This is a genomic window from Chryseobacterium panacisoli, assembly GCF_008274625.1.
GTDB classification, from domain to species: domain Bacteria; phylum Bacteroidota; class Bacteroidia; order Flavobacteriales; family Weeksellaceae; genus Chryseobacterium; species Chryseobacterium panacisoli.
The window spans coordinates 65,605-86,280 of the sequence record NZ_VTRU01000005.1; the positions used below are offsets into that span (position 1 = coordinate 65,605).

Sequence of the window (20,676 nt, forward strand, 5' to 3'; positions counted from 1 at the left end):
GGGGATTCTTTATTACTTTCAGATCATTACCTGAAGAATTAGGGAAGTTTGCATTTCCAAAATCTATTAAAGCTAAGTCCAAGATCATCGTTTATCCTTTGCTCGGCATCTTCCGCATAAACATAATGAGCTTCATGAAGAGGATAACCGTGATCATCTTCGTCAATCTTTGCTGTATAACAGTTTTCTTCTCTAAAATTTTTAATATTTATTTGATGCCCTTTACTTTCTCTCGGCATAATAGCTAATTCAAAATCATCATTACTAATATGCTCAACAACATTGTTTTTACTATCTGGCGCGCATGAAACTATCTTGATTCTTTTCACTGTATATTCGAAATCATATGTATTTGTCAAACATATATGTAATATAGCCTCTCCATTTATACCACTTTTGTTAATTTTTATTTGTATCTGTTGCATTGTTATCATTATTTTATACAAAAATACACTTATTCCGGAAGCACACATTATGGTTTCCCATAATGCTATTTAAAAACGGTCTTGTAATACTTAAGTTTATTTAGAAAAGAACAGATTAGCTTCAGCCCTTCTCCTGCGAATTAAACCATTTAATGTTTTTCCAGCAACAGTAATATATTTCGTAGTAAACCAATTTCTTATTGCCTGCTCTTCTGCTTTTTTATTGACCAAAGAAAACAAAGTCTCAGATCCTCCGGTATTATAAGCATGAGAAACCAAAGCATCAAACTGATTCTGATTAATTGCTATTTTCACTTTTGAGTTTACGATCTTTTCATAAGTTGGCAGGACTGCAGCAAATAATTCTATTCCTTTTTCTTTTGTGATTTCAGGATCTTTCATGGTTACTTTTTTTCCTCCGGGATAGTAAGTGCTACCATACCCTATCGTCGGAATTCCCGCAGAGTCCAGATAAGGCTTAGCGCTGAAGCCTTCAAATGAGACAATCAGGTTGATTCCTTTTTGTGATGTTTTCATGTATTTCGTTTTATGTATTGTTCAGCAAAATTAAAATTGTAAATCCCAAAACAGTGAGGAAAAACCCCTATTTTTATCGGGTGTTATTATTATTTTTCCTTTAAGTACTGATTTTATTTTTTATGCTCTAAGGTCTCGGTATTTTTTGCTTGCAGTCCATCTTCTGCCTGTAAACAGATGTTTGTTGAATTTGCTCAATTTCTGAATTTATTGAGGCTGTAACTTATAAATTTAATATAAAACAAAAAACCTCCCGAATCATCGGAAGGTTATACTGTAATTTGTCAGAAATATGAAATTTCAATGGGCCAAATATAGCAAGTGTCTATATCAGAAAATATGATTCAGATCATACGGCTGTTGAAAATATTTCATGAGCCCAACGGAAGATAAAACCACTCAGTTTGAAATCACAGCTTGAAAAAATATATATTACTTTTTCTTCATCATTACATTTTTATCAAATTAAATTGTACTTTTGTTTTTCTATTATGCAAAAATTTCTCAGAGTCTTTTTTGTTTTCTCTTTACTTCTGATATTTGTTTCTAATGTCAGCGGGGTAAGCACATGTCTTGATCATGCTAAACACTCGAAAAGTAAAGTGATTTATAAAAAAGGTTCCAAAGAAGAGAAAATTCCAACCTTTTCACAGGACGACGAATGTCAGTGTGCACTACATATGCACATGAATAATGTTCTCCTTCCTGAACCTCTGGATATGGATTTTGCGATCAATAGTACGAATGACAGCGAAATGCCTCAACCGAAAGCCATTTCATACCGTTGTCTTCTCGACTTCTTCAGCTCCCGGGCTCCCCCATCCTCATTTTTTGCGGCAGCTTAATTTATCCTGCTGTCTTTTTTCGTATACAGATTTTTTAGTCTGTACTGTTATACCGTGGATACCTCTGTTTTCACAAAATTAAAGATATCCTTTTATTAATGGGCGTTTCACTGCCCGTACATCCCAGTTCATGATTACCAGTAATTATAATTATTTGGGAATAATTCATTGTATTTCCCCAAATTCTGCGAAGCTTTTAAGTTTAAGTTTCGTTACCGCATCCGCTTTTCTACATGCTCAGTCCCGTTCTGAAGATTCCTTATCTACAGAGGTACAAACGGTTGAAATCATCGGAAGAAAGTCTAAAGATTATACATCAGACTATTCTTTTGCTGCTACCAAGATTGCTATGAAAAATAAAGATCTTCCTTTAACTCTTAATACAGTTACCAAGGAACTGATTACCGACCGCCAGGCCTTTCAGCTTGGAGATGTGATGAAAAATGTGAATGGAGTTTCTCCTTCCAGCTATTACAACCAATACAACATCCGTGGAATCAGTCAAAATGAAGAAGGACAGATTATCAATGGAATGCGGACCAGACAGTATTATTTTCTACAGCCTATGACTTCTAATATCGAGCGTGTGGAGGTTTTTAAAGGTCCGGCAAGCATTACCATGTCCAGTGTGGATCCCGGAGGAACAATTAATATGGTTACCAAAAAACCGTTGTCAACTTCCCGTCATGAGATCAGTTTATCGGGAGGTAGTTTTGATACTTACCGTCTCACCACAGATCTTACAGGCCCTTTAAATAAGAGTAAAACGCTATTATACCGTTTTAACGGAGCTTACCAAAACGCCCAGTCGTTCAGAGACCATGTCAAAAACAGCGGTATTTTAATTTCTCCATCCATCACATTTGTTCCCAATGAAAAAACATCTGTGAATGTAGAAATGATTTTCAGTGATCTTTATGGAAATCTGGACAGAGGACAGCCTATTTTCGGTGCTGTTGCCGGAAAAACAGATTTGTACAGTACACCAAGATCTTTGAATCTGGGAGCTCCTGATGATTTTTTTAAAACCAGAGAATTGATTTTAATGGGAAGTGTTGCCCATCATTTTAACGACGCTATCAGTTTTAATGCCTCCTATATGAAGCAATACTGGAGAGAAAACCTGCAGGAACACCGGACAACCAATTCTTTTGTTCCTGATATGGATAACAAACCGGTTTCCAGCCTCGCAATGATGCAGTTTGTGCAAAGAAAACAAAATTGGGCAACAGACAATATCAATGCTTATTTTAATTTTAAATTCAAAACAGGTGCTGTTCAGCATCAGGCTTTAATAGGTTATGACAGCCAGATCTGGGAAAAAAGATATGGCGGACAGCAAAATGCCGCAAGAGGTTTTCTTTTAAAGAATGGTTCTGTAGCTCCTTCTTACCAACCTGCCAATGCTTCTGATTACCAGACCCTCAATTACAACGGAATACTCATCCCTAAACCCAACGTCACTCCTTTTGATCTGAATCCGGGTGCAGAAAATTATCAGGGTAATGATTTTAATACGTTGAATGTCATAACTCCTCTGCCTTCTGCCCTTACAACCACACACGCTGCCTATATTCAGCATTTTTTCACATGGAAAAAGTTCAAAGTTCTATCAGGTATACGTCAGGAATGGTTTCAGGACACTACCAATTTCAAAGAATCCAATGAGTCCTCATTCCAAAATAATAAGCTTCTGTACAGGTTTGGAATAACATATAGTCTTACAGACCATATTAACGTTTACGGAACTTACCTGACCGGATTCCAGCCACAATCCAATACGGTAACTTTGATGCCTAATACATCTGGTCTTACAGGATCTGCAGCGAGGTTTAAACCTTTAACTTCTGATCTTAAAGAACTGGGAGTCAAAGCTCAAATTTTTGGCAGAATCTCTCTGAATCTTGCTATTTATGAGATCCATCAAAGAAACCTTATCATCAATGCCAACAATCCTTCAGAACCTGATGAACTTGTACAGCGCGGTGCGGACCGTAGCCGTGGATTTGAAGCTGAGTTTTCGGGACAGATTCTTCCTCAATGGCATATCTACGGAGGTTACAGCTATATTGATGCTAAAATATTGGATGATACCAATCCTGATCTTGTAGGGAAAAGGAAAGAAAATACTTCTAAAAATTCTTTCAATATCTGGACACGCTACAACTTTTCAACCATAGAACTGATAAAAGATTTTGGAATTGGAGCAGGAATGCTTTATCAGAGTTCAAAAGTGCCCTGGTTTACAAGAAGTTTTGAGCTTCCGGCGTATACTACCATAGATGCGGCCTTGTATTATACGCCTGCAAAATCTGTCCAGCTGGCTTTTAACCTGAATAATATGACCAACAAGGTCTACTGGATCGGAGCTCAGAATTATCTTAGGCTATTTCCGGGGACCCCAAGAAATTATTTACTAACTGCTACTTATAAATTTTAAATTATGGCTATTTCAAACTTACAACTGATGGTGAGAAAGACCTGGCAAGACCTGTTTAAAGGGAAACAGAACCTGCTTATCACCATTACTGTACTCCTTTTCTGTATGCTGAGCATCGGAATAGGGTTTACAAAATATACCGATTCTTTTTCAAAAATTAAAGAATACCGGAAAGAAATCCGGGAACATTGGGAACACAGACCTGATAAGCATCCGCACCGAATGGCACATTACGGTTATCTGGTTTTCAGAATCGGGCACCCTCTTAATATTTTTGATAACGGATTAGATGATTATCTTGGAAATGTTATATTTCTGGAGGCACATAAACAAAATACAGCTAATCTATCGGAAGCCGGAAGTTCAGGTACTTTGGTAAGATTCGGGGCATTCAGCAGCGCGTTTATTCTGCAGAGCATTGTTCCTCTGATTATTCTTTTTTTAGGGTTTGGATTGATCGTACAGGAACGTGAGAACGCTACTTTAAAAATCATTAGTGTACAGGGAGCTTCAGGAAGAGATATTGTCTGGGGGAAAATTCTGGGGCTCTGGCTGTTTTCTTTATGCTTCCTTATTCCGGTAATTCCTGTTGTTTTCGTGGCTGCACTGATGTCAGAAACCACAGATTCAGCGGATATTTTAATACGCTTGTTATTCCTGCTGCCCGCCTATATGATCTATTACTTTTTCATCAGCGCCTTAACGGTTATCGTTTCTGCGAACAGTAAAAGCACATCTTCAGCACTCATCAGTCTTATCGGGTTCTGGCTTCTTTTCATTATTGTTTTGCCTAAAGGAATTCAGTTTGCCGCGCAGAATTTATATCCGGCTCCTTCCCGTATCGCTTTTGAAACCAATCTGGAAAAGGATATTCTAAAATCCGGAGACAGCCACAATCCTGATGATCCTCATTTTAAGAAAATTAAAGATTCTTTACTGGCTTATTATAAAGTAAGCTCCACCGATGAACTTCCTTTTAACTATGGCGGGTTTGTCATGAAAGAGGGGGAAAAGATAAGTTCTCAAATTTATATCAGACATCAGAAAGAACTGCAGACTATTTACCACAAACAACAAAGCCTGACTGATATCTCAGGATTAATCAATCCTGCCATTGCAGTTAAAAATTTTTCTATGATTGCAACGGGCACTGATTTTTACTCTTACACTCAGTTTCAAAAACAGGCTGAAGAATACCGCTATCAGATGTCTCAGCATTTAAATGATCTTCAGATTAAGCATATCAGCAATATAAAGCCGGAAAAAGGAGGTCCACCTGCTGTGATTGATAAGGAAAACTGGAAAAAATTCCCGGACTTTAATTATCAGTATACTCCTGTTGGGGACAGCCTGAAAGAACAGTCAATACCTGCTGTTGCTTTACTCCTTTGGTTAGCAATATGCATTGCCGCAATTGAAATAAGTGGAAGAAAATTAAAACTAATCTAGATGAATCGTTATTTATACACCCAATTTTACCGTAACAAAGCCTACATCATTGCATTGTTATTTCTGTTCATGGCCGGGATGATGGCTATTTATACAGGGAAAAAATTTCTGGACCGGAATGAAGATATTATTTCCAAAAGCGGAGCATTCCAGAAAGAAAGCATAGAAAGGAATACGAAGTTTCATAAAGATGATCTGGGATTGGTTCTTTATTATATTAAATTTAATCTGATGAATGAAACGCCCAGACTGGCTGCCTTAAATATCGGAATGCGTGATTTAAATCCTTCGATACAGGGAGTTACCATCCGAAATCTTGAAGAACAGCGTTATAATTCTGATTTTTATAATCCTGCCAATGCTGCTGTCGGAAACTTTGATTTCAGCTTTGTGATTGTATTTCTTTTTCCATTGGTGATTGTTGCGTTCTGCTATAATCTGATTTCTGAGGAAGAAGAAAGAGGTACCTGGAAGCTTCTTTCGGTTCAGAGCGGCAATTTACAAAAGCTTTTGGATTATAAAATGCTCATAAGACTTTGTGCTGTAACAGCTGTGTATTTTCTTCTAATGATCATTGCTTTGATCTGGATAAAAATACCTTTAGACCTTTATTATACAGCATTTGTGTTTAGTGGGTGGCTTTATATTCTGTTTTGGTTTGCTCTCTCCAGATGGATAATTTCTTTCCGGAAATCATCGGCTCAGAATGCATTGATTCTTCTGATCGTGTGGGTAAGCATCAATTTTATCATTCCGATGAGCAGTAATATTCTGATCCAAAAGATCTATCCTGTGCATGAATCCCTTAAAGCAGTTATGGAACAGAGAGAAGGCTACCACAACAAATGGGATGAAGCCAAACGCCCGACTATGGAAAAATTCTATAAAGCATATCCTCAATACAGAAATTTTACCGTAGAAGAAAATGACACTTTTACCTGGACCTGGTATTATGCCATGCAGCATATGGGAGATCTGGAGTCTGCAAAATCGGCTGAACTGTATACCGAAAAAATGCAGAAACGAAATCAGGCAGCCATCTGTTTGGGCTATCTCCTTCCGAATCTCCATACGCAGCTCACAGAGAGTCATCTCGCAAAAACTGATATGAATAATCAATTGCAATATGCTTCTTCACTTAAGAAATTTCACGAGGACAAACGGTTATTCTTTTATCCGCTTATTTTCTCAGGAAAGAATGCCGAATCTATCAACTGGGCACAGCAAACCATACAGGTATTCAGCTTGTCTGAACATTTGAAATGGGCTCAGCTACTACTGCCCTATCTTTTCTTCATTGCTTTATTCATCATCCTTTCACAAAACAAATACAAAAAACTATGTTAAAAACAATCAACTTACATAAAAAATATAATGATTTTACAGCTCTTCATTCTCTTAATCTGGAAGTAAAGAAAGGGGAAATATTTGCTCTTCTCGGACAAAACGGAGCCGGAAAAAGCACAACGATCAATATTCTTCTGGGGCTTATTAAAGCAACTTCCGGAGATGCTTTCATTAATGATATTTCTGTAAAAGAACAGCCTCAAAAAATAAAAAAGCATCTGGCTTATATCCCTGAAACCGTTCTTTTATATCCACATCTTACAGGAATAGAAAACCTCGATTTCTTTTCCAAAATTGCAGGATTTAATTATCAGAAAGAAGAATTATCTGCCTTACTTCAGCGCACCGGATTACAGGAAGCAGCCCATCAGAAAGCATTGGGAGGTTATTCTAAAGGAATGCGTCAGAAAGTAGGAATTGCCATTGCCCTCGCCAAAGATGCAAAAGTACTGCTCCTTGATGAACCCACCAGCGGATTAGATCCTATAGCCACAGCAGAATTTACAGAAATTGTGCGCCAGCTCGGTAAGGAAGGCCGAACTGTTTTAATGGCTACCCATGATATTTTCAATGCGGCAAGTGTAGCCACCAATATCGGTATTATGAAACAGGGGGAACTTGTACAAAACTTACCTTCCAAAGCCTTTACAGCACAGGAATTACAGGAGCTGTATCTGAAAACGATTTAATTTTCATATTAAATATTTGGTTGATGCCCGGTGACTTTTTGTTGCCGGGCATTTTGCTGATATCTTCATATTGAGCCATGATGGATATCAATTAAAATTTTCCGACCTTTGTCCGATAAATAGATCCCACAGTAATGGAAGAATTTGAAGTACCGGTAACCTATAAGGGTAAAGAACTGCTTTTCAACGGAAAGCTTGCCACATTCTCACACGGCTACAAATTGTATGTAGATGTTGATGGAACTGAAGTTATCATTGAGCGTGATGATCATGGTGACTTAAGAGCACTTTTACCGGATTTAGCTGCAGAAAACACGATAGATAAAGGACTTATTGAAGCTATTATTGAGGTTTTCAGAGAACTTCAGGTTTTATAATTTATTTTCTGAAGGTTTAGGATATTTCACCACTCTTCTGAACTACGTTCGCAGACCTTTAGTCTGTGTTCAGAATGACAATTTTGAAAGAGCCGATTTTAATTCAAGTTTATTGTAATTGCTTTATTCAAAGACTACATAGTTCACTTTATCTACACCTGTATTTCCTGTTTTTTCATGATAAGCATACAGGACAAGTTCATAATTTCCCGGTGAAATTATCATATGATGTCCTTCAAAAAGATTGGTTGAAACCAGCGACATATCTATATTCTTTACAAATTTTCCGTCTTTTTTCAGAATTCCTTTTACTTCAATTTCATCGGAATTCCAAACCCCTCCTTTATCTATGACACATCCGCACATCATAACAATATTAGCCTGAAACTGGAAAGGTTTATCTTTAATACTGCTCAATGCAATATACTGATGCGTTCTGGGTTTGAGAATATCAATAATATAACCCGGAATTTCAAGGATAATACCTTCTCCTACAATATGCTTCCCGGGAATCAGCCAGAGCTCTGTGCTTACAACCGCTTGAGCCTGCTTACTGTTCAGAGGAGAAATCACTTCTATATTCACAAATGTGGGCTCATCAATATCCACTGCTGCCACAAAACCTCCGGTCTGCTCGTCTGCAATGGAATTTCCTCTGATTTTAGGCGTTTTCATAATCAGATCTGTATTTCCGGTGCTTCCTGTGGTATTTCCTTCTGCCAGAATTCTTTGATTAAGTTTGTTTCTGATGATGATATGAGCGCCTCCCAATGAAGTTCCGATAAATTTGGCATCTCTTGCTTTCGCTCGTATCATGATTTTGGTTTCCGTTGCCGAAATCATAAGATTTGAAAAAAGAAATGCAGTGATGAGAATTAATGCTTTCATGATTTGATTGATTTTAAATATTCGTGCTTAAACCTGTGATGGAAAGACTCATCTTTTAATTCCTGATCAATATGATCCAGATAAGTGAAAATCCCCAGATCTTCTGACAGTACTTTCAAAATTGCTTTTTCACAGCTGTCCCAGATCTTCTCCAGCTGGGGAAGCATTTCAATAGCTTTAGGAGACAATGAAATAATCTGTTTCCGTTTATCTATACTGTCTTTCTTGATGATAAGATAACCGTTTTCATTCATTTTTTTAACAATAACCACAACAGATGGGTGCGAATATCCCAGTGGCTCAGCAATATCAGTAATTGAAATTTCTCCCTTCTTTTTCAGCAGCATAAAGACCAGATACCAATTGGGTTCAACATCAATTCCAAATTCTTTATAAAATTTCCGAACGTCATGGGACATCCTGTCACTGATTCTCTTCAGCCTGCTGTCCAATGCTTTATATCCTAATTCTTTAATGAAGTCAAAATCCATCTGAAATATATTTACTGTAAATATATAAAATATAAAGTCAACTACATAGTTGACTTTATATTTTTTTTTAAAACTGAACTAAAAATCTTAGTAAAGCAGGTTTCTATTTGAAGTGTTTCCTGTACTCACCAGGTGTCACGCCCTTATATTTTTTGAAAAGTTTGGAAAGATGGCTCTCATCACTGAACTGGAGTTCATAGGCAATTTCACTCAGCCGTATACTGCTGTATTTCAGATACGTTTCTACCAGTTTCAGTCTATAGTCCTGCAGATAATCCTGATAAGAAACTCCTGTCTGCTGTTTAAAATATTCTCCGAAATAATTTCCGGAAATTCCGAAATGTTCAGCAATAACCTGAATTCCGGTTTTTTCACGATCCTTTATATGCTGCTGAATATAAGTGATGATCTTCATGATCGAAAAGGCTTTGCGGTTTTCCTGAAGGTCAGGAGTTTCACTCTGAATAATATTCCGGGCAATCAGATTCAGAAGGATCGACATACAGTTGCGGATAATAAGATAATCTTCTGCTTTGTTTTTAAACTCATTAGCGATCTGCAGAATTAGGGTTTCCGCAAACCGTTCATCATTTTTATTCCTGAATACACAACCAGCCCTCGCATGATAATTATGGCTGATATATTGCAATTTATATAAATTTTCACAGCTTTCAATACGGTCTGCTTCCAAACGTATTTTATCAATAAATTCTATTGGACACTGAATACTGATAAACTGAGCATCTTTACTTTTAAAGCAATACTCTTCCTGCTGAGGGATAATGAAAAGCTTACTCTGAGAGAAATCAATAATGCGGCCATCATACATCAGCGTACCTTTGCCTTTGACGATATAAACGAACGAGAGAAGAGTCTTTGTTTTAAACATGATCTCTTCGTCTTTCAGTTTTATTTCTCTTACATCAATCGCTTCAAGCGGCAGTCCTTTCATCACACAGTATTTTCCTCCAAAAGTACAATTTTAACAGAACATAAAGCGGGTATTTTTGCATAAAAAAATATGAACACATATCCGAAACGGTGGCAGGCACTCAATTTTCTAATCGCAGGTGCTTTTCTCTCACCTCTGGATTATTTTATTGTCAATATGGCTTTGCCATCTATCAAAAAAGCATTCAGAGCAAGCGATCATCAGCTTCAGATGGTTATCGCCATTTATGGACTCACTTATGCAGCGCTTGTTGTTTGCGGAGGGCGGCTGGGTGATATTTATGGCCGCAAAAAGGTGTTTATATCAGGATTATATACTTTCCTGTTCTCATCTCTTGCCTGCGCATTTTCTCCTGATATTACATGGCTGATTATTTTCAGACTGTTTCAAGGGGTCGGAGCATCACTGCTGGCTCCTCAGGTACTGGCTTCTATAAAGGATCTTTTCAGCAGTCAGGAGCAGCCTGGAGCTGTGAGTCTTTTCAGTTCAGTATTTGGTCTTGCTTCTGTAGTTGGACAATTACTTGGCGGCCTTCTTTTAAGCATGCATTGGGGAAGTTTTTCATGGGAAATGGTATTTCTTGTCAATGTTCCTATTACGATGATCTGTATTCCGGGCATCCATTTTACTATGAATGAGGATACTAAGAAAGAAGAAACAGGGATTGATTTTACAGGGGCTTTATTATTAATTACAGCCTTACTTATGCTCATCTGCCCTCTTATTTTCGGGCAAAAATTTGAATGGGCATGGTGGATTTTCGGGATTCTTCTTGGAGGAATTTTATTACTTATTTTATTTTTAAGATATGAGAAGAAACAGCTTCAAAAAAGCCGTCCGGTACTCATAGATCCGGCACTGCTGCAGCATAAACCTTTTGCATTAAGCCTTCTGATCATCTTCTTTTACAATTTCACTGCAGGATTATTCATTTGCTATCCTTATTATTTGCAGCAGTTTCTCCATCAGAATTCAATGCAGACAGGATTGGCTATCGTTCCTTATGGGCTTGCCTTTTTTCTGGGACCTTTAATCACCGCCCGGATAAAACTGAGCGCTGCTAAAATGATCTACGTAGGATTGGGATTGCTGACGACAGGCTTTGTGATAAGTGCAGCCGTTTTTTATTTTCAGCAAAAACCATCTTTAATCACTCATATCACTTTGTTTATAGCCGGATTCGGGCATGGTACCATTATGCCGGTTATGATGCGTACAGCTATTTCTCAGATTTCTAAAGATAAAGCCGGGCAGGCTTCCGGACTTGTAAGCATTGGCATTCAGATTGGCAGTGTAACCGGAGGAGCTGTTATCGGAACTTTATTTTTTAATCTGATACCCATGTTGGGATTCACAAAAGCATTTGCAGCAGCAGTAGGAATGATTGGTATTTTTCAACTTATTGGAATAAGGGCAGGAAGCAGATTGAGAAAATTCATTGATTAAAGTCATTTAAATAACAAAAAAATTATACATTTAAAATATGAGCAATACAGAAAAGATCATTTGGGAAATTGAAGAATTTCACAGGAATATTGAAAAATGGTTTCAGGGTAAGACAGAAAATGAGAAAGATCTTTATAACAAATTATTATCCGGATTCTCTCCAGACTTCAGGATGATTAATGGAAATGGAGATACTGTTATTCTGTCTATGCTTGAAGACTGGCTTCCTACCGTATTCGGAAAATTTCCGGAACGAAATATTCAGATTGAAAATATAGAAGTACATTATTCTGATCATCATGGTCTTGCCACTTATATTGAGACTCAGATCACGGGAGAAACTACAAACAGGAGACAATCTTCAGCTGTTTTTTTGTTAAATGAAGAAAAAGCACTTTGGCTTCACCTTATTGAAAACTGGATATAAACAGTTTAACAGCCCTGAGCATCTAAGAATGTCCGGGGCTGTATAATTGTAAGCATAAATTTCTTTTACTTATTCAGACCACGGGGAATGCAAAATACAGTCGCAGAAGTTTTTCCTTTGGAAATTCGGAATCATAAAGGCACAGACATCGGCTTTTATATTTCCAAAAGTGGTTTCTGTTTTATATTCAAAACCACCGAAAAAAGTGGGAATAATCTTCTTTTTAAAGTCATTTCTCGGAAAAGCTTTGATAATTTCCTCCCGATGTTCTGTACTCAGGTTTTCATATCCTTCTCCCATCACATCCAGTCCAACTCCTGAATACATTAAGGCTACCTCATTTTCCTTATGTTCTGCGATTCCAATGGTGGTGTGAAGTGCAATGGTATCCCAAACCAGCTGAAGCTTATCCTGAGCAATCCCATGACCTTTCAAAAAGTCTCGTGCCGCATTGGCTCCATCTACCTCAAACCTCAGATCCGGACTGCTATAATGAGAAACAAGTCCCAGATCATGAAATACTGATGCCACATATAACAGTTCCGAATCATGAACCTTGTTTTCTCGTTTGGCATTTAATGATGAGAATAAAAAAACACGCAGGGAATGATTGTAGATAAATTCTGTTCCGTGTTCCAATAGAAGTTCTGTGGCTTCTGCTGCGATTTTGCTGTCCGGAATGATGATTCCGGCTACTTCTTTCATACGATTTACTGACATAGCTTTATGTAATTTTATCCAAAGATATCCTGATTACAGATGCCTGAGAATATCAATAAATACTGATAACATGTCAAAATTTCAAGCTGTTTTACATCCCGATATGAATGAAATTACTACGATAGCTTGCCGGAGATATTTCCGTATTTTTTTTAAAAAAGTGACTGAACTGTTCCGAGGTCCCGAAATGAAGCTGATAAGCAATCTCTTTTACAGTATAAGAGCTGAACTGAAGAAGTCTTTTGGCTTCTGCGATAATCTGCCCGTTGATGATCTCTTTTGCGCTTTTATTACTGCACCGCTTACACAGCCCGCTCAATCTCCGTGGAGTAATATTCAACATCCCTGAATAGTCATTTACCGCATGCAGACTATGATACTGACTGCTCAGCAGCTCCATAAATTTGCGGTAAACAATATAATCCTGACTGTCGAAAGTTTCTTCTTTTACAATTTTTATATTGGCTAATTTGACCATGATGATCTTTAAATAGGCAGCCAGTACATCCATCTGATTGGTATAAGACTTTGTTTCGTATTCTGCCAGTAAGATTTTAAACAAAATTAAGAATTCGTCTCTTTCAGCCTGATCTGGTAATAGCTGTTGATTCGCAGCGGCATTATTAAACAAAACAGCTTTACAATTACTGGCACTGGAAGGCACTCTTTCCCAAAAACAGTCTCCAAAGGAAAGATGATAGCCAGAAACATCAGAATGATTCTCAAACTTACAGATCTGACCTTTAGACAGTAAAAAGATTTTATGACCTGCGATATCAAAAGACTGTTCATCTACCACCAACACACCTCTACCACTCTCAACCATTAGAATATGATGATAATTGAGTCTTACGAAGCTTCCGGAATAAGGCAGATCATTCTCTAGTCGCTTGACGGAAAAAGAATGATCAATAACAGATTCAGTTAAAATTCCTGAGACCGGTTTCATAGAGATAAATTTTAATAAAGATAAAGAGTTTTTAGAAACAGTATTTTTGAAATGCAAGATTAGCCAACAATAAAAAGCCGGAAAATGTCAAAAATCTCTAAACAGATGTCAAAATTACCCGTGTAAACCTATTAATTTTTATTTCTGAATACTTTCATCTGTCCAGCCATAACCGCCAGTAAAATCCCAAAACAGGCAAAAAGACCGTATGAATACCTGAGATCAAAGCTTTCAGCAATATATCCGATAAGAGGCGGCCCCATCAGGAATCCTAAGAATGAAATGCTTGAAACAAATGATAAAGCAATACTTGGAGCGACTGTACTCACCTTTCCCACTGTGCTATAAACGGACGGCACACTCAGCGAACTGCCAAGACCGATAATCATAAAAGCGATGATACAAATCCAGAGTTCCGGAAAGAAAACACTTAGGAAAAGCCCTCCGCTCATCAGAACTCCACAACATTGCAAAACGATCTTTTTCCCGTATTTTTCTATAATTCTGTTCCCGATAAAACGACCTAAAGTCATCATTAAAATAAAACTTGTATATCCCAGTATAACAAGATTTTCCGGAGCTTTAACTATAGTTTGAAAATAAACCCCACTCCAGTCGAACATCGCTCCTTCAATTGCCATACTCAGAAATCCTATGATTCCCAAACCAACCAGTGTAGGATTCACAGCCTTGAATATTGACCGGGTTTGCGGTTCTGCTTTATGAATAATATTGGTCAGATTTCCTTTACTGTAGAACCAAAGTATTCCTACCAGAATAAAAACAGTAACAAAATGATAGAAAGTTCCCACATGAAGGTTAATCATCAATAAACCCACAACAGCTCCCGTAAGACCAGCAAAACACCAGGCTCCGTGATAGGAAGAAAGAAGGGATCTTTTGGTAACAGATTCTATTTCAATGGCCTGCGTATTGACCGCTATATTGCACATGTTCCCGGAAACCCCAAAGAAGAACAGAACAACCGCCAGTGTCCAGTAAGAAGGTGACAAGCCAATTAATAAAAGAAAAAAAGGATACAGCAAAAAGCACCTTTTAATAATCCCGCTGCTGCCGTAGATACTGATCAGCTTTCCGGCCAAAACCATTGTTGAAAGCTGTCCTATCGGCATCAGAAGCAAAAGCGTCCCGAGCTGGGCTTCATTGATCGAAAGTGCAGTTTTAATGATAGGAATCCGGCTCGCCCAGGAAGAAAAAACAAGTCCATGGGCAAAGAAAAGTAAGAAACAGGCTGTTGGCATTTTGGCATTAAAAGATTCTCTCTCGTTCATTATAACTGGGGTGATAAAAATTCCTTTTGCAAATGTAAACACGCTGCTCTATTAAAATCTAGTCCGTTTTTGTCATTTTTATGTTCCATTTTAACCAATAACAAAAAACACCCGGCAGTTGAACCGGGTGATATTTCTAATTGAATGATTGTCTGTAACTCAGAGGGGTTTTATCAGTCTTCTTTTTAAACAGCTTATTGAATGACTGCGGATGCTCAAATCCTAAAGCATAGGCTACTTCTGACACAGAGAAACCTGTAGTAGTAAGGTATTCTTTCGCTTTTTCGATCAGTTTTTCATGAATATGCTGTTGAGCATTCAGTCCGGTCAGATTACGAAGCATATCGCTCAGATAATGAGGAGACAGATTGAGTGTTGATGCAAGAAATTCTACTGTAGGAAGACCTTTATTTAATGTTTCCTGCTGATTAAAATAATTTTCCAGCACGACATCCATTTTCGTCAACAGGTCACTGTTTACAGCCTTTCTTGTGATAAACTGTCTTTTATAAAAACGGTTACTGTAATTGAGGAGAACCTCCATATAAGAAATGATAACATCCTGGCTTACTTCATCAATAGTAGTATTCAGTTCATTTTCAATAGTATCCAGCAGTCCTGTTATCGTTGTTTTTTCCTGATCAGACAGGTGCAGTGCCTCATTGGTATCGTAAGAAAAGAAACCGAAGTTTTTGATATTCTTTGCTAAAGGGTAGCTTCTGATGAAATCCGGGTGTACCAGTAACGTATAACCACAATATTCTGCATTCTCATCCGTGGAAAGAACCTGTCCGGGTGCGGTAAACATCATTCCTCCTTCGTTGAAATCATAATACCCCTGCCCATAGCCCATTTTTCCTGTGGTAGAATATTTATACGAAATTTTATAAAAATTCAGGATAAAGCTTCTCTTCAGCATATCTTTTTTAATGCTCATTTTCGTATTATCCACCAGACTTACCAACGGATGAAGCGGTTTAGGAAGCTGCAACATGTCATGTAATTCTGATATGGATGAAATTTTCAGAGGAATATTATCTTTCTTTTCCATGATATAAAATTATAAATTATTTGGCGGAAAAGACAGTATAAAATAAGTTACTTTATACTGTCTTTACAAAACCTGATTAAATAAACTGCTTTCCAAACTGCTCTCTGAATGCTTCATCACCTAGTTCAAGGCGCTGTGCATAGATCGCTTTAGCATCTTCTCCGGCTACATATCTCAGTTGTTTTTTTCCGTCTGTAGCAGCTTCATACACCACTGCAGCAATCTGTTCCGGAGTAGAAGCGGCTTCCATCATCCCTTCCATTTTAGAAAACAGAGAATTCGTCATGTCTTCATACGCCGGGCTGGATGCTGAGTCCAGAGAGCGGCTTACAAAATCTGTTTTGATTCCTCCGGGAGAAACCGTTTTAACATCTATTCCTAAAGTATTAAGCTCAAAAGCTAAACTTTCGCTCCAGCCTTCCAGCGCCCACTTGGTAGCATGATAAGTAGAGCCCAACGGGAATGCAACCAGTCCTCCTATAGACGTTGTAGAAATGAACATTCCTTTTTTCTGTTCCCTGAAGTAAGGAATAAATGCCTGTGTAACGCGTATAACCCCTAATAAATTCGTGTCAAGCTGTTTTACGATCTGTTCATCCGAAAGCGCTTCCAAAGGGCCTATAAGCCCATATCCTGCATTATTGTAAACCACATCAATATCTCCCAGCTCAATAACCTGTTTAGCGGTTGACTTTATCTGCTCCGGATTGGTGACATCCAATGGAAGTACAGTCACATTATCCAGGGCAGCAAGATCACTTCCCGCTTCAGGATTTCTCATCGTAGCGATTACTCTCCATCCGTTGTTTTGAAATAATTGGGCAGTTGCTTTTCCTAATCCTGTAGAAGCACCTGTTATAAAAATTGTTTTCATTTTTCTTTGTTTAAAATTACAGGACAAAGTTCAGCATTAGGAGAAACGCAGGAGTTGCCAAAATGGGGTAAGCTGTAGCCAAAATGGATTATTAAATACATTTGTTTTTTGTAAGTTTGCCTTCATCAATTTTTATGGCAGAATATATTCTTGACAACATCAATATCAGTACACTTTCCGTATATGACCTGCTGAAACATACCTCGGACAGCTCATTTATCGGAATCAGGGATTTCCGCGAAATCTATCCTGCTGCTATCGAAAACAATTCAGGAATATTTACAAAGCAATCTTCATTACAGGATTTTCCAATGGTCAGCATCAGCAAGGTGGGCGGTTCACTACTCTGCTCATGCACATGTGATAACCAGAAAGATCAGCTGTGCTCTCATCAGGCAGAAATTATCCATTGCATCATTGAGGATAAAAATTATCGCCTGTTTTTTGATGATATGCTCCGTAAAAAAGCTTTTCTCCCTAAAGCAAAAACATATGGCCTTGAAAATGAAACTGATCTGGATCATTATTTTCAGCTCGAATACAGGAATGGCAAAATTGAAATCCTTCCTAAGATTAAGGAAATGCTGCCTGTAGATGAGGTAATGCTTCAAAGAGATCTTCTTCCACAGCTTTCGTCCAGACTGGATGAGCTGGCTATGCTGGAAACAGGAAAAAAACAAATATTGGTCATCGGTAAGCACCGTTATTATAATCATATGACCTTCTCCCTGATGGAAGCGGAAATAACCCAGACAGGCAAGATTAAAAATCCGGTGACTTCCGTGGATGCCATGCAGCTGATTTGGAAAGCAGAGAAGCCGGCAGACATCAAATTTTATACGGCTATCACCTCTTTCCAGAATAATTATAATGAAGATTACAATGCTTCAGAACTGGAAGCTTTAAAGCTCATTGTACAGAATCCTCTGCAGCTGGAAGTCTATTACCACGACCGGGAAATTGCAGAAACTGTCTCTGCAAAGTCTCTTTCACAAGTTGAATTAAACACTTTAGATGCCGAGGTTCAATTATCTGTATTTAAGAAAGATCCGTTTTACGAAATAACCGGAGAAATACAGTTTAATGATATTTCTGTTCCTTTTAAAAATATTGTACTCAGAAATGAATATTTTGTTTATAACAGAAACACTTTCAGCTTTGTAGACCATCCTGACATGCTCAGAATCATCAGGTTCTTTAAGGCTAATAATGAAATTTTACTGATTCATTCTTCAAAATACGACGCGTTTATGAAGGACGTCCTCTCTACCATAGAAGAACGTATTCATATAAACTACAGCTATATACAAACCGCAACAAAAGTACAGCTTGAAGATAAAAATTATCAGACAGAAAGAGTTGTTTATCTCCGCCAGCAGGAAAATTATATAGGAATTACACCGGTAATGAAATACGGAGATGTAGAGGTTCCCGTCTATTCCCGAAAGCAGCTTTTTGATACAGATCAGAATGGAAACCCATTTAAAATAGAAAGAAATGAATCGGCAGAAGCCCGCTTTACTTCTTTGATCATGCAGCAGCATCCTGATTTTGAGGAGCAGATGGACGGCTATCAGTATTTTTATCTTCACAGGGATAAATTCCTGGATAACAACTGGTTTCTTGAGGCATTTGAAACCTGGAGAAATGAAGGAATAACCATACTGGGCTTTAACGAATTAAAGAATAACAAATTAAACTCTTACCGGGCTAAAATCAATATTCAGATTACCAGCGGACTGGATTGGTTTAATGCTAAGCTAAAAGTGAAATTTGGCCCTAAAGAAGCCTCTTTAAAACAGCTTCACCGCGCGATCCGGAATAAAAGTAAATTCGTTCAGCTGGATGATGGAAGCATGGGAATCCTCCCTGAAGAATGGATGGAAAAGATAGCCGCTTACTTTCATGCAGGAGAAATTGACGAAGAACTTTTAAAGATTCCGAAAATCAATTTTACGGAAGTTACTTCACTGTTTGAAAAGGAAATCCTGAGCCAGGAAGTTCAGGAGGAACTCACCACATATTCCACTCAGTTCTCAAAAGTAAAAAATATTCCCAAGGTCAATATCCCGGCTGAACTGAATGCTGAACTTAGAGATTATCAGCATGATGGACTGAACTGGCTTAATTTTCTTGATGGATTCAACTTCGGAGGGTGTCTCGCAGATGATATGGGGCTTGGGAAAACCATTCAGATCCTTGCTTTTATTCTGTCTCAGAGAGAAAAAAGAGGTCCCACAACCAATCTGATTGTAGTTCCTACTTCCCTGCTTTTCAACTGGCAGGAAGAGATTAGCAAATTTGCTCCTTCTATAAAAGTTCTGCTGCATTATGGAGCAGACAGGCCAAAGACAACCGCTCATATGTCTGATTATGAAGTAGTCCTTACCACATATGGTATGCTTCTTTCAGATATCCGTTTCCTGAAAAATTTTAATTTCAATTATGTTTTTCTGGATGAATCACAGATTATTAAAAATCCAAATTCAGAAAGATATAAAGCAGCGCGCCTGCTTCAATCGAGAAACAGAATTGTACTGACCGGTACTCCTGTTGAAAACAGTACTTTTGACCTTTACAGCCAGCTTTCTTTCGCTTGTCCGGGTCTTTTGGGAAGCAAGCAGTATTTTAAGGATATTTACGCCATTCCTATCGATAAATTTGAATACAGTAAACGCGCGGTAGAGCTTCAGCAAAAGATACAACCTTTTATTCTCAGAAGGACCAAGAAACAGGTTGCAAAAGAACTTCCTGAAAAAACAGAAACAGTCATCTACTGTGAAATGAATGCTGAACAGCGCAAAATCTATGATGCTTATGAAAAAGAACTTCGCGAGTTTATTGCAGCCAATGATGAAGACGACCTGAACAAAAACAGCATGCACGTTCTTACGGGGCTTACCAGACTCAGACAGATCTGTAATTCTCCGGTTCTGATGAAAGAAGGATATTCCGGTGAAAATGCTGTTAAAATCGAGATTTTGATGGAACAGATCCTTGGGAAATCAAAAGATCATAAAATTCTGGTCTTCTCACAGTTTGTCGGAATGCTGGATCTGATAAAGACAGAACTGGAGCGCCGCAAGATTCAGTTTGAATATCTGACGGGACAGACTAAGGACAGAGGAGAAAAGGTAACAAATTTCCAGAAAAACGATGATATCCGGGTATTCCTCATCAGCTTAAAGGCCGGCGGTGTTGGTCTTAACCTAACGCAGGCTGATTATATTTACCTCGTAGATCCATGGTGGAATCCTGCTGCTGAGAACCAGGCTATTGACCGAAGCTACCGTATAGGACAAACCAAAAATGTAATTGCCGTCCGCATGATCTGTTCTAATACGGTGGAAGAAAAAATTCTTACGCTTCAGAAAAAGAAAAAACAGCTGGCCCAGAATCTGCTAACTACTGATGGGAAAAAACTTCAGGGACTTTCAAAACAGGACCTTATGGATCTGTTGGAATCTGGTTCATAAT

At 38.0% G+C, this 20,676-nt stretch carries 19 protein-coding genes; 9 read left to right on the forward strand and 10 right to left on the reverse strand.

Going from position 1 to position 20,676, the window contains the following annotated elements; all coding sequences use genetic code 11:
* Positions 1-38 precede the first annotated feature (38 nt).
* Together FW781_RS17725 and FW781_RS17730 are read right to left on the reverse strand one after the other, a co-directional pair.
* A complete protein-coding gene (locus FW781_RS17725; protein ID WP_149388635.1) occupies positions 39-425 on the reverse strand; it encodes a hypothetical protein in 387 nt (128 codons plus the stop codon).
* A gap of 96 nt (positions 426-521) precedes the next feature.
* Complete coding sequence (locus FW781_RS17730) at positions 522-962, reverse strand: lysozyme (RefSeq protein WP_149388636.1); 441 nt, start codon at positions 960-962, stop codon at positions 522-524.
* A gap of 491 nt (positions 963-1,453) precedes the next feature.
* Here FW781_RS17730 and FW781_RS17735 point away from each other — a divergent pair, with 491 nt between their 5' ends.
* The 6 genes from FW781_RS17735 (at position 1,454) to FW781_RS17760 (ending at position 8,109) form a co-directional block, all read left to right on the forward strand.
* A complete protein-coding gene (locus tag FW781_RS17735; RefSeq protein ID WP_149388637.1) occupies positions 1,454-1,807 on the forward strand; it encodes a hypothetical protein in 354 nt (117 codons plus the stop codon).
* A gap of 130 nt (positions 1,808-1,937) precedes the next feature.
* Positions 1,938-4,247, forward strand: a complete 2,310-nt coding sequence (locus FW781_RS17740) for a TonB-dependent siderophore receptor (RefSeq protein WP_149388638.1) — start codon at positions 1,938-1,940, stop codon at positions 4,245-4,247.
* A 3-nt stretch (positions 4,248-4,250) separates the two neighbouring features.
* Positions 4,251-5,696 carry an ABC transporter permease gene (locus FW781_RS17745; protein ID WP_149388639.1) on the forward strand — a complete coding sequence of 482 codons (1,446 nt, stop codon included), beginning with the start codon at positions 4,251-4,253 and terminating at the stop codon, positions 5,694-5,696.
* Positions 5,697-7,043, forward strand: a complete 1,347-nt coding sequence (locus FW781_RS17750; protein WP_149388640.1) for a DUF3526 domain-containing protein — start codon at positions 5,697-5,699, stop codon at positions 7,041-7,043. It abuts the gene before it with no gap.
* Entirely contained in the window at positions 7,037-7,732 is a 696-nt protein-coding gene (locus FW781_RS17755; protein ID WP_149388641.1) for an ABC transporter ATP-binding protein, read from the forward strand. The genes FW781_RS17750 and FW781_RS17755 overlap by 7 nt, the downstream gene beginning before the upstream one ends.
* Positions 7,733-7,866: 134 nt before the next feature.
* Entirely contained in the window at positions 7,867-8,109 is a 243-nt protein-coding gene (locus FW781_RS17760; RefSeq protein ID WP_149388642.1) for a hypothetical protein, read from the forward strand.
* Positions 8,110-8,232: 123 nt separating this feature from the next.
* On the opposite strand, the gene FW781_RS17765 is transcribed toward FW781_RS17760, so the two are convergent.
* The 3 genes from FW781_RS17765 to FW781_RS17775 all read right to left on the reverse strand — a co-directional run bounded on the left by FW781_RS17765 (position 8,233) and on the right by FW781_RS17775 (position 10,440).
* On the reverse strand, positions 8,233-8,997 hold the full coding sequence (locus FW781_RS17765; protein ID WP_149388643.1) for a hypothetical protein: 765 nt from the start codon (positions 8,995-8,997) through the stop codon (positions 8,233-8,235).
* Positions 8,994-9,488 carry a MarR family winged helix-turn-helix transcriptional regulator gene (locus tag FW781_RS17770; protein WP_149388644.1) on the reverse strand — a complete coding sequence of 165 codons (495 nt, stop codon included), beginning with the start codon at positions 9,486-9,488 and terminating at the stop codon, positions 8,994-8,996. Before FW781_RS17770 ends, FW781_RS17765 begins: the two co-directional genes overlap by 4 nt.
* A 103-nt stretch (positions 9,489-9,591) precedes the next feature.
* The gene (locus tag FW781_RS17775; RefSeq protein ID WP_149388645.1) at positions 9,592-10,440 is read right to left on the reverse strand and encodes an AraC family transcriptional regulator; all 849 of its coding nucleotides are present in this window, start codon (positions 10,438-10,440) and stop codon (positions 9,592-9,594) included.
* Positions 10,441-10,509: 69 nt separating this feature from the next.
* On the opposite strand from FW781_RS17775, the gene FW781_RS17780 reads away from it, so the two are divergent.
* Together FW781_RS17780 and FW781_RS17785 are read left to right on the forward strand one after the other, a co-directional pair.
* Positions 10,510-11,886: an MFS transporter gene (locus FW781_RS17780; RefSeq protein ID WP_149388646.1), complete on the forward strand. Its 1,377-nt coding sequence runs from the start codon at positions 10,510-10,512 to the stop codon at positions 11,884-11,886.
* A 37-nt stretch (positions 11,887-11,923) separates the two neighbouring features.
* On the forward strand, positions 11,924-12,313 hold the full coding sequence (locus FW781_RS17785; protein ID WP_149388647.1) for a hypothetical protein: 390 nt from the start codon (positions 11,924-11,926) through the stop codon (positions 12,311-12,313).
* A gap of 69 nt (positions 12,314-12,382) precedes the next feature.
* On the opposite strand, the gene FW781_RS17790 is transcribed toward FW781_RS17785, so the two are convergent.
* The 5 genes from FW781_RS17790 to FW781_RS17810 form a co-directional block, all read right to left on the reverse strand.
* Positions 12,383-13,033: an HD domain-containing protein gene (locus FW781_RS17790; protein ID WP_149388648.1), complete on the reverse strand. Its 651-nt coding sequence runs from the start codon at positions 13,031-13,033 to the stop codon at positions 12,383-12,385.
* Between the two features lie 91 nt (positions 13,034-13,124).
* Positions 13,125-13,982 (reverse strand): helix-turn-helix domain-containing protein, encoded by an 858-nt coding sequence (locus tag FW781_RS17795; RefSeq protein WP_149388649.1) that lies wholly within the window; start codon positions 13,980-13,982, stop codon positions 13,125-13,127.
* Between the two features lie 131 nt (positions 13,983-14,113).
* Entirely contained in the window at positions 14,114-15,274 is a 1,161-nt protein-coding gene (locus tag FW781_RS17800) for an MFS transporter (RefSeq protein ID WP_149388650.1), read from the reverse strand.
* 136 nt (positions 15,275-15,410) lie between these two features.
* On the reverse strand, positions 15,411-16,325 hold the full coding sequence (locus FW781_RS17805; RefSeq protein ID WP_149388651.1) for a helix-turn-helix domain-containing protein: 915 nt from the start codon (positions 16,323-16,325) through the stop codon (positions 15,411-15,413).
* Positions 16,326-16,401: 76 nt separating this feature from the next.
* Complete coding sequence (locus FW781_RS17810) at positions 16,402-17,199, reverse strand: SDR family oxidoreductase (protein ID WP_149388652.1); 798 nt, start codon at positions 17,197-17,199, stop codon at positions 16,402-16,404.
* Positions 17,200-17,333: 134 nt separating this feature from the next.
* Between FW781_RS17810 and FW781_RS17815 the strand changes: the two genes are divergently transcribed.
* A complete protein-coding gene (locus tag FW781_RS17815) occupies positions 17,334-20,675 on the forward strand; it encodes a DEAD/DEAH box helicase (RefSeq protein WP_149388653.1) in 3,342 nt (1,113 codons plus the stop codon).
* Position 20,676: the final 1 nt, after the last annotated feature.

What these genes read in the sequence shown, in the direction of transcription:
- FW781_RS17725 (WP_149388635.1), bottom strand. Translation starts at nt 425, where the DNA reads ATGCAACAGATACAAATAAAAATTAACAAAAGTGGTATAAATGGAGAG.
- FW781_RS17730 (WP_149388636.1), bottom strand. Translation starts at nt 962, where the DNA reads ATGAAAACATCACAAAAAGGAATCAACCTGATTGTCTCATTTGAAGGC.
- FW781_RS17735 (WP_149388637.1), top strand. Translation starts at nt 1,454, where the DNA reads ATGCAAAAATTTCTCAGAGTCTTTTTTGTTTTCTCTTTACTTCTGATA.
- FW781_RS17740 (WP_149388638.1), top strand. Translation starts at nt 1,938, where the DNA reads ATGATTACCAGTAATTATAATTATTTGGGAATAATTCATTGTATTTCC.
- FW781_RS17745 (WP_149388639.1), top strand. Translation starts at nt 4,251, where the DNA reads ATGGCTATTTCAAACTTACAACTGATGGTGAGAAAGACCTGGCAAGAC.
- FW781_RS17750 (WP_149388640.1), top strand. Translation starts at nt 5,697, where the DNA reads ATGAATCGTTATTTATACACCCAATTTTACCGTAACAAAGCCTACATC.
- FW781_RS17755 (WP_149388641.1), top strand. Translation starts at nt 7,037, where the DNA reads ATGTTAAAAACAATCAACTTACATAAAAAATATAATGATTTTACAGCT.
- FW781_RS17760 (WP_149388642.1), top strand. Translation starts at nt 7,867, where the DNA reads ATGGAAGAATTTGAAGTACCGGTAACCTATAAGGGTAAAGAACTGCTT.
- FW781_RS17765 (WP_149388643.1), bottom strand. Translation starts at nt 8,997, where the DNA reads ATGAAAGCATTAATTCTCATCACTGCATTTCTTTTTTCAAATCTTATG.
- FW781_RS17770 (WP_149388644.1), bottom strand. Translation starts at nt 9,488, where the DNA reads ATGGATTTTGACTTCATTAAAGAATTAGGATATAAAGCATTGGACAGC.
- FW781_RS17775 (WP_149388645.1), bottom strand. Translation starts at nt 10,440, where the DNA reads ATGAAAGGACTGCCGCTTGAAGCGATTGATGTAAGAGAAATAAAACTG.
- FW781_RS17780 (WP_149388646.1), top strand. Translation starts at nt 10,510, where the DNA reads ATGAACACATATCCGAAACGGTGGCAGGCACTCAATTTTCTAATCGCA.
- FW781_RS17785 (WP_149388647.1), top strand. Translation starts at nt 11,924, where the DNA reads ATGAGCAATACAGAAAAGATCATTTGGGAAATTGAAGAATTTCACAGG.
- FW781_RS17790 (WP_149388648.1), bottom strand. Translation starts at nt 13,033, where the DNA reads ATGTCAGTAAATCGTATGAAAGAAGTAGCCGGAATCATCATTCCGGAC.
- FW781_RS17795 (WP_149388649.1), bottom strand. Translation starts at nt 13,982, where the DNA reads ATGAAACCGGTCTCAGGAATTTTAACTGAATCTGTTATTGATCATTCT.
- FW781_RS17800 (WP_149388650.1), bottom strand. Translation starts at nt 15,274, where the DNA reads ATGAACGAGAGAGAATCTTTTAATGCCAAAATGCCAACAGCCTGTTTC.
- FW781_RS17805 (WP_149388651.1), bottom strand. Translation starts at nt 16,325, where the DNA reads ATGGAAAAGAAAGATAATATTCCTCTGAAAATTTCATCCATATCAGAA.
- FW781_RS17810 (WP_149388652.1), bottom strand. Translation starts at nt 17,199, where the DNA reads ATGAAAACAATTTTTATAACAGGTGCTTCTACAGGATTAGGAAAAGCA.
- FW781_RS17815 (WP_149388653.1), top strand. Translation starts at nt 17,334, where the DNA reads ATGGCAGAATATATTCTTGACAACATCAATATCAGTACACTTTCCGTA.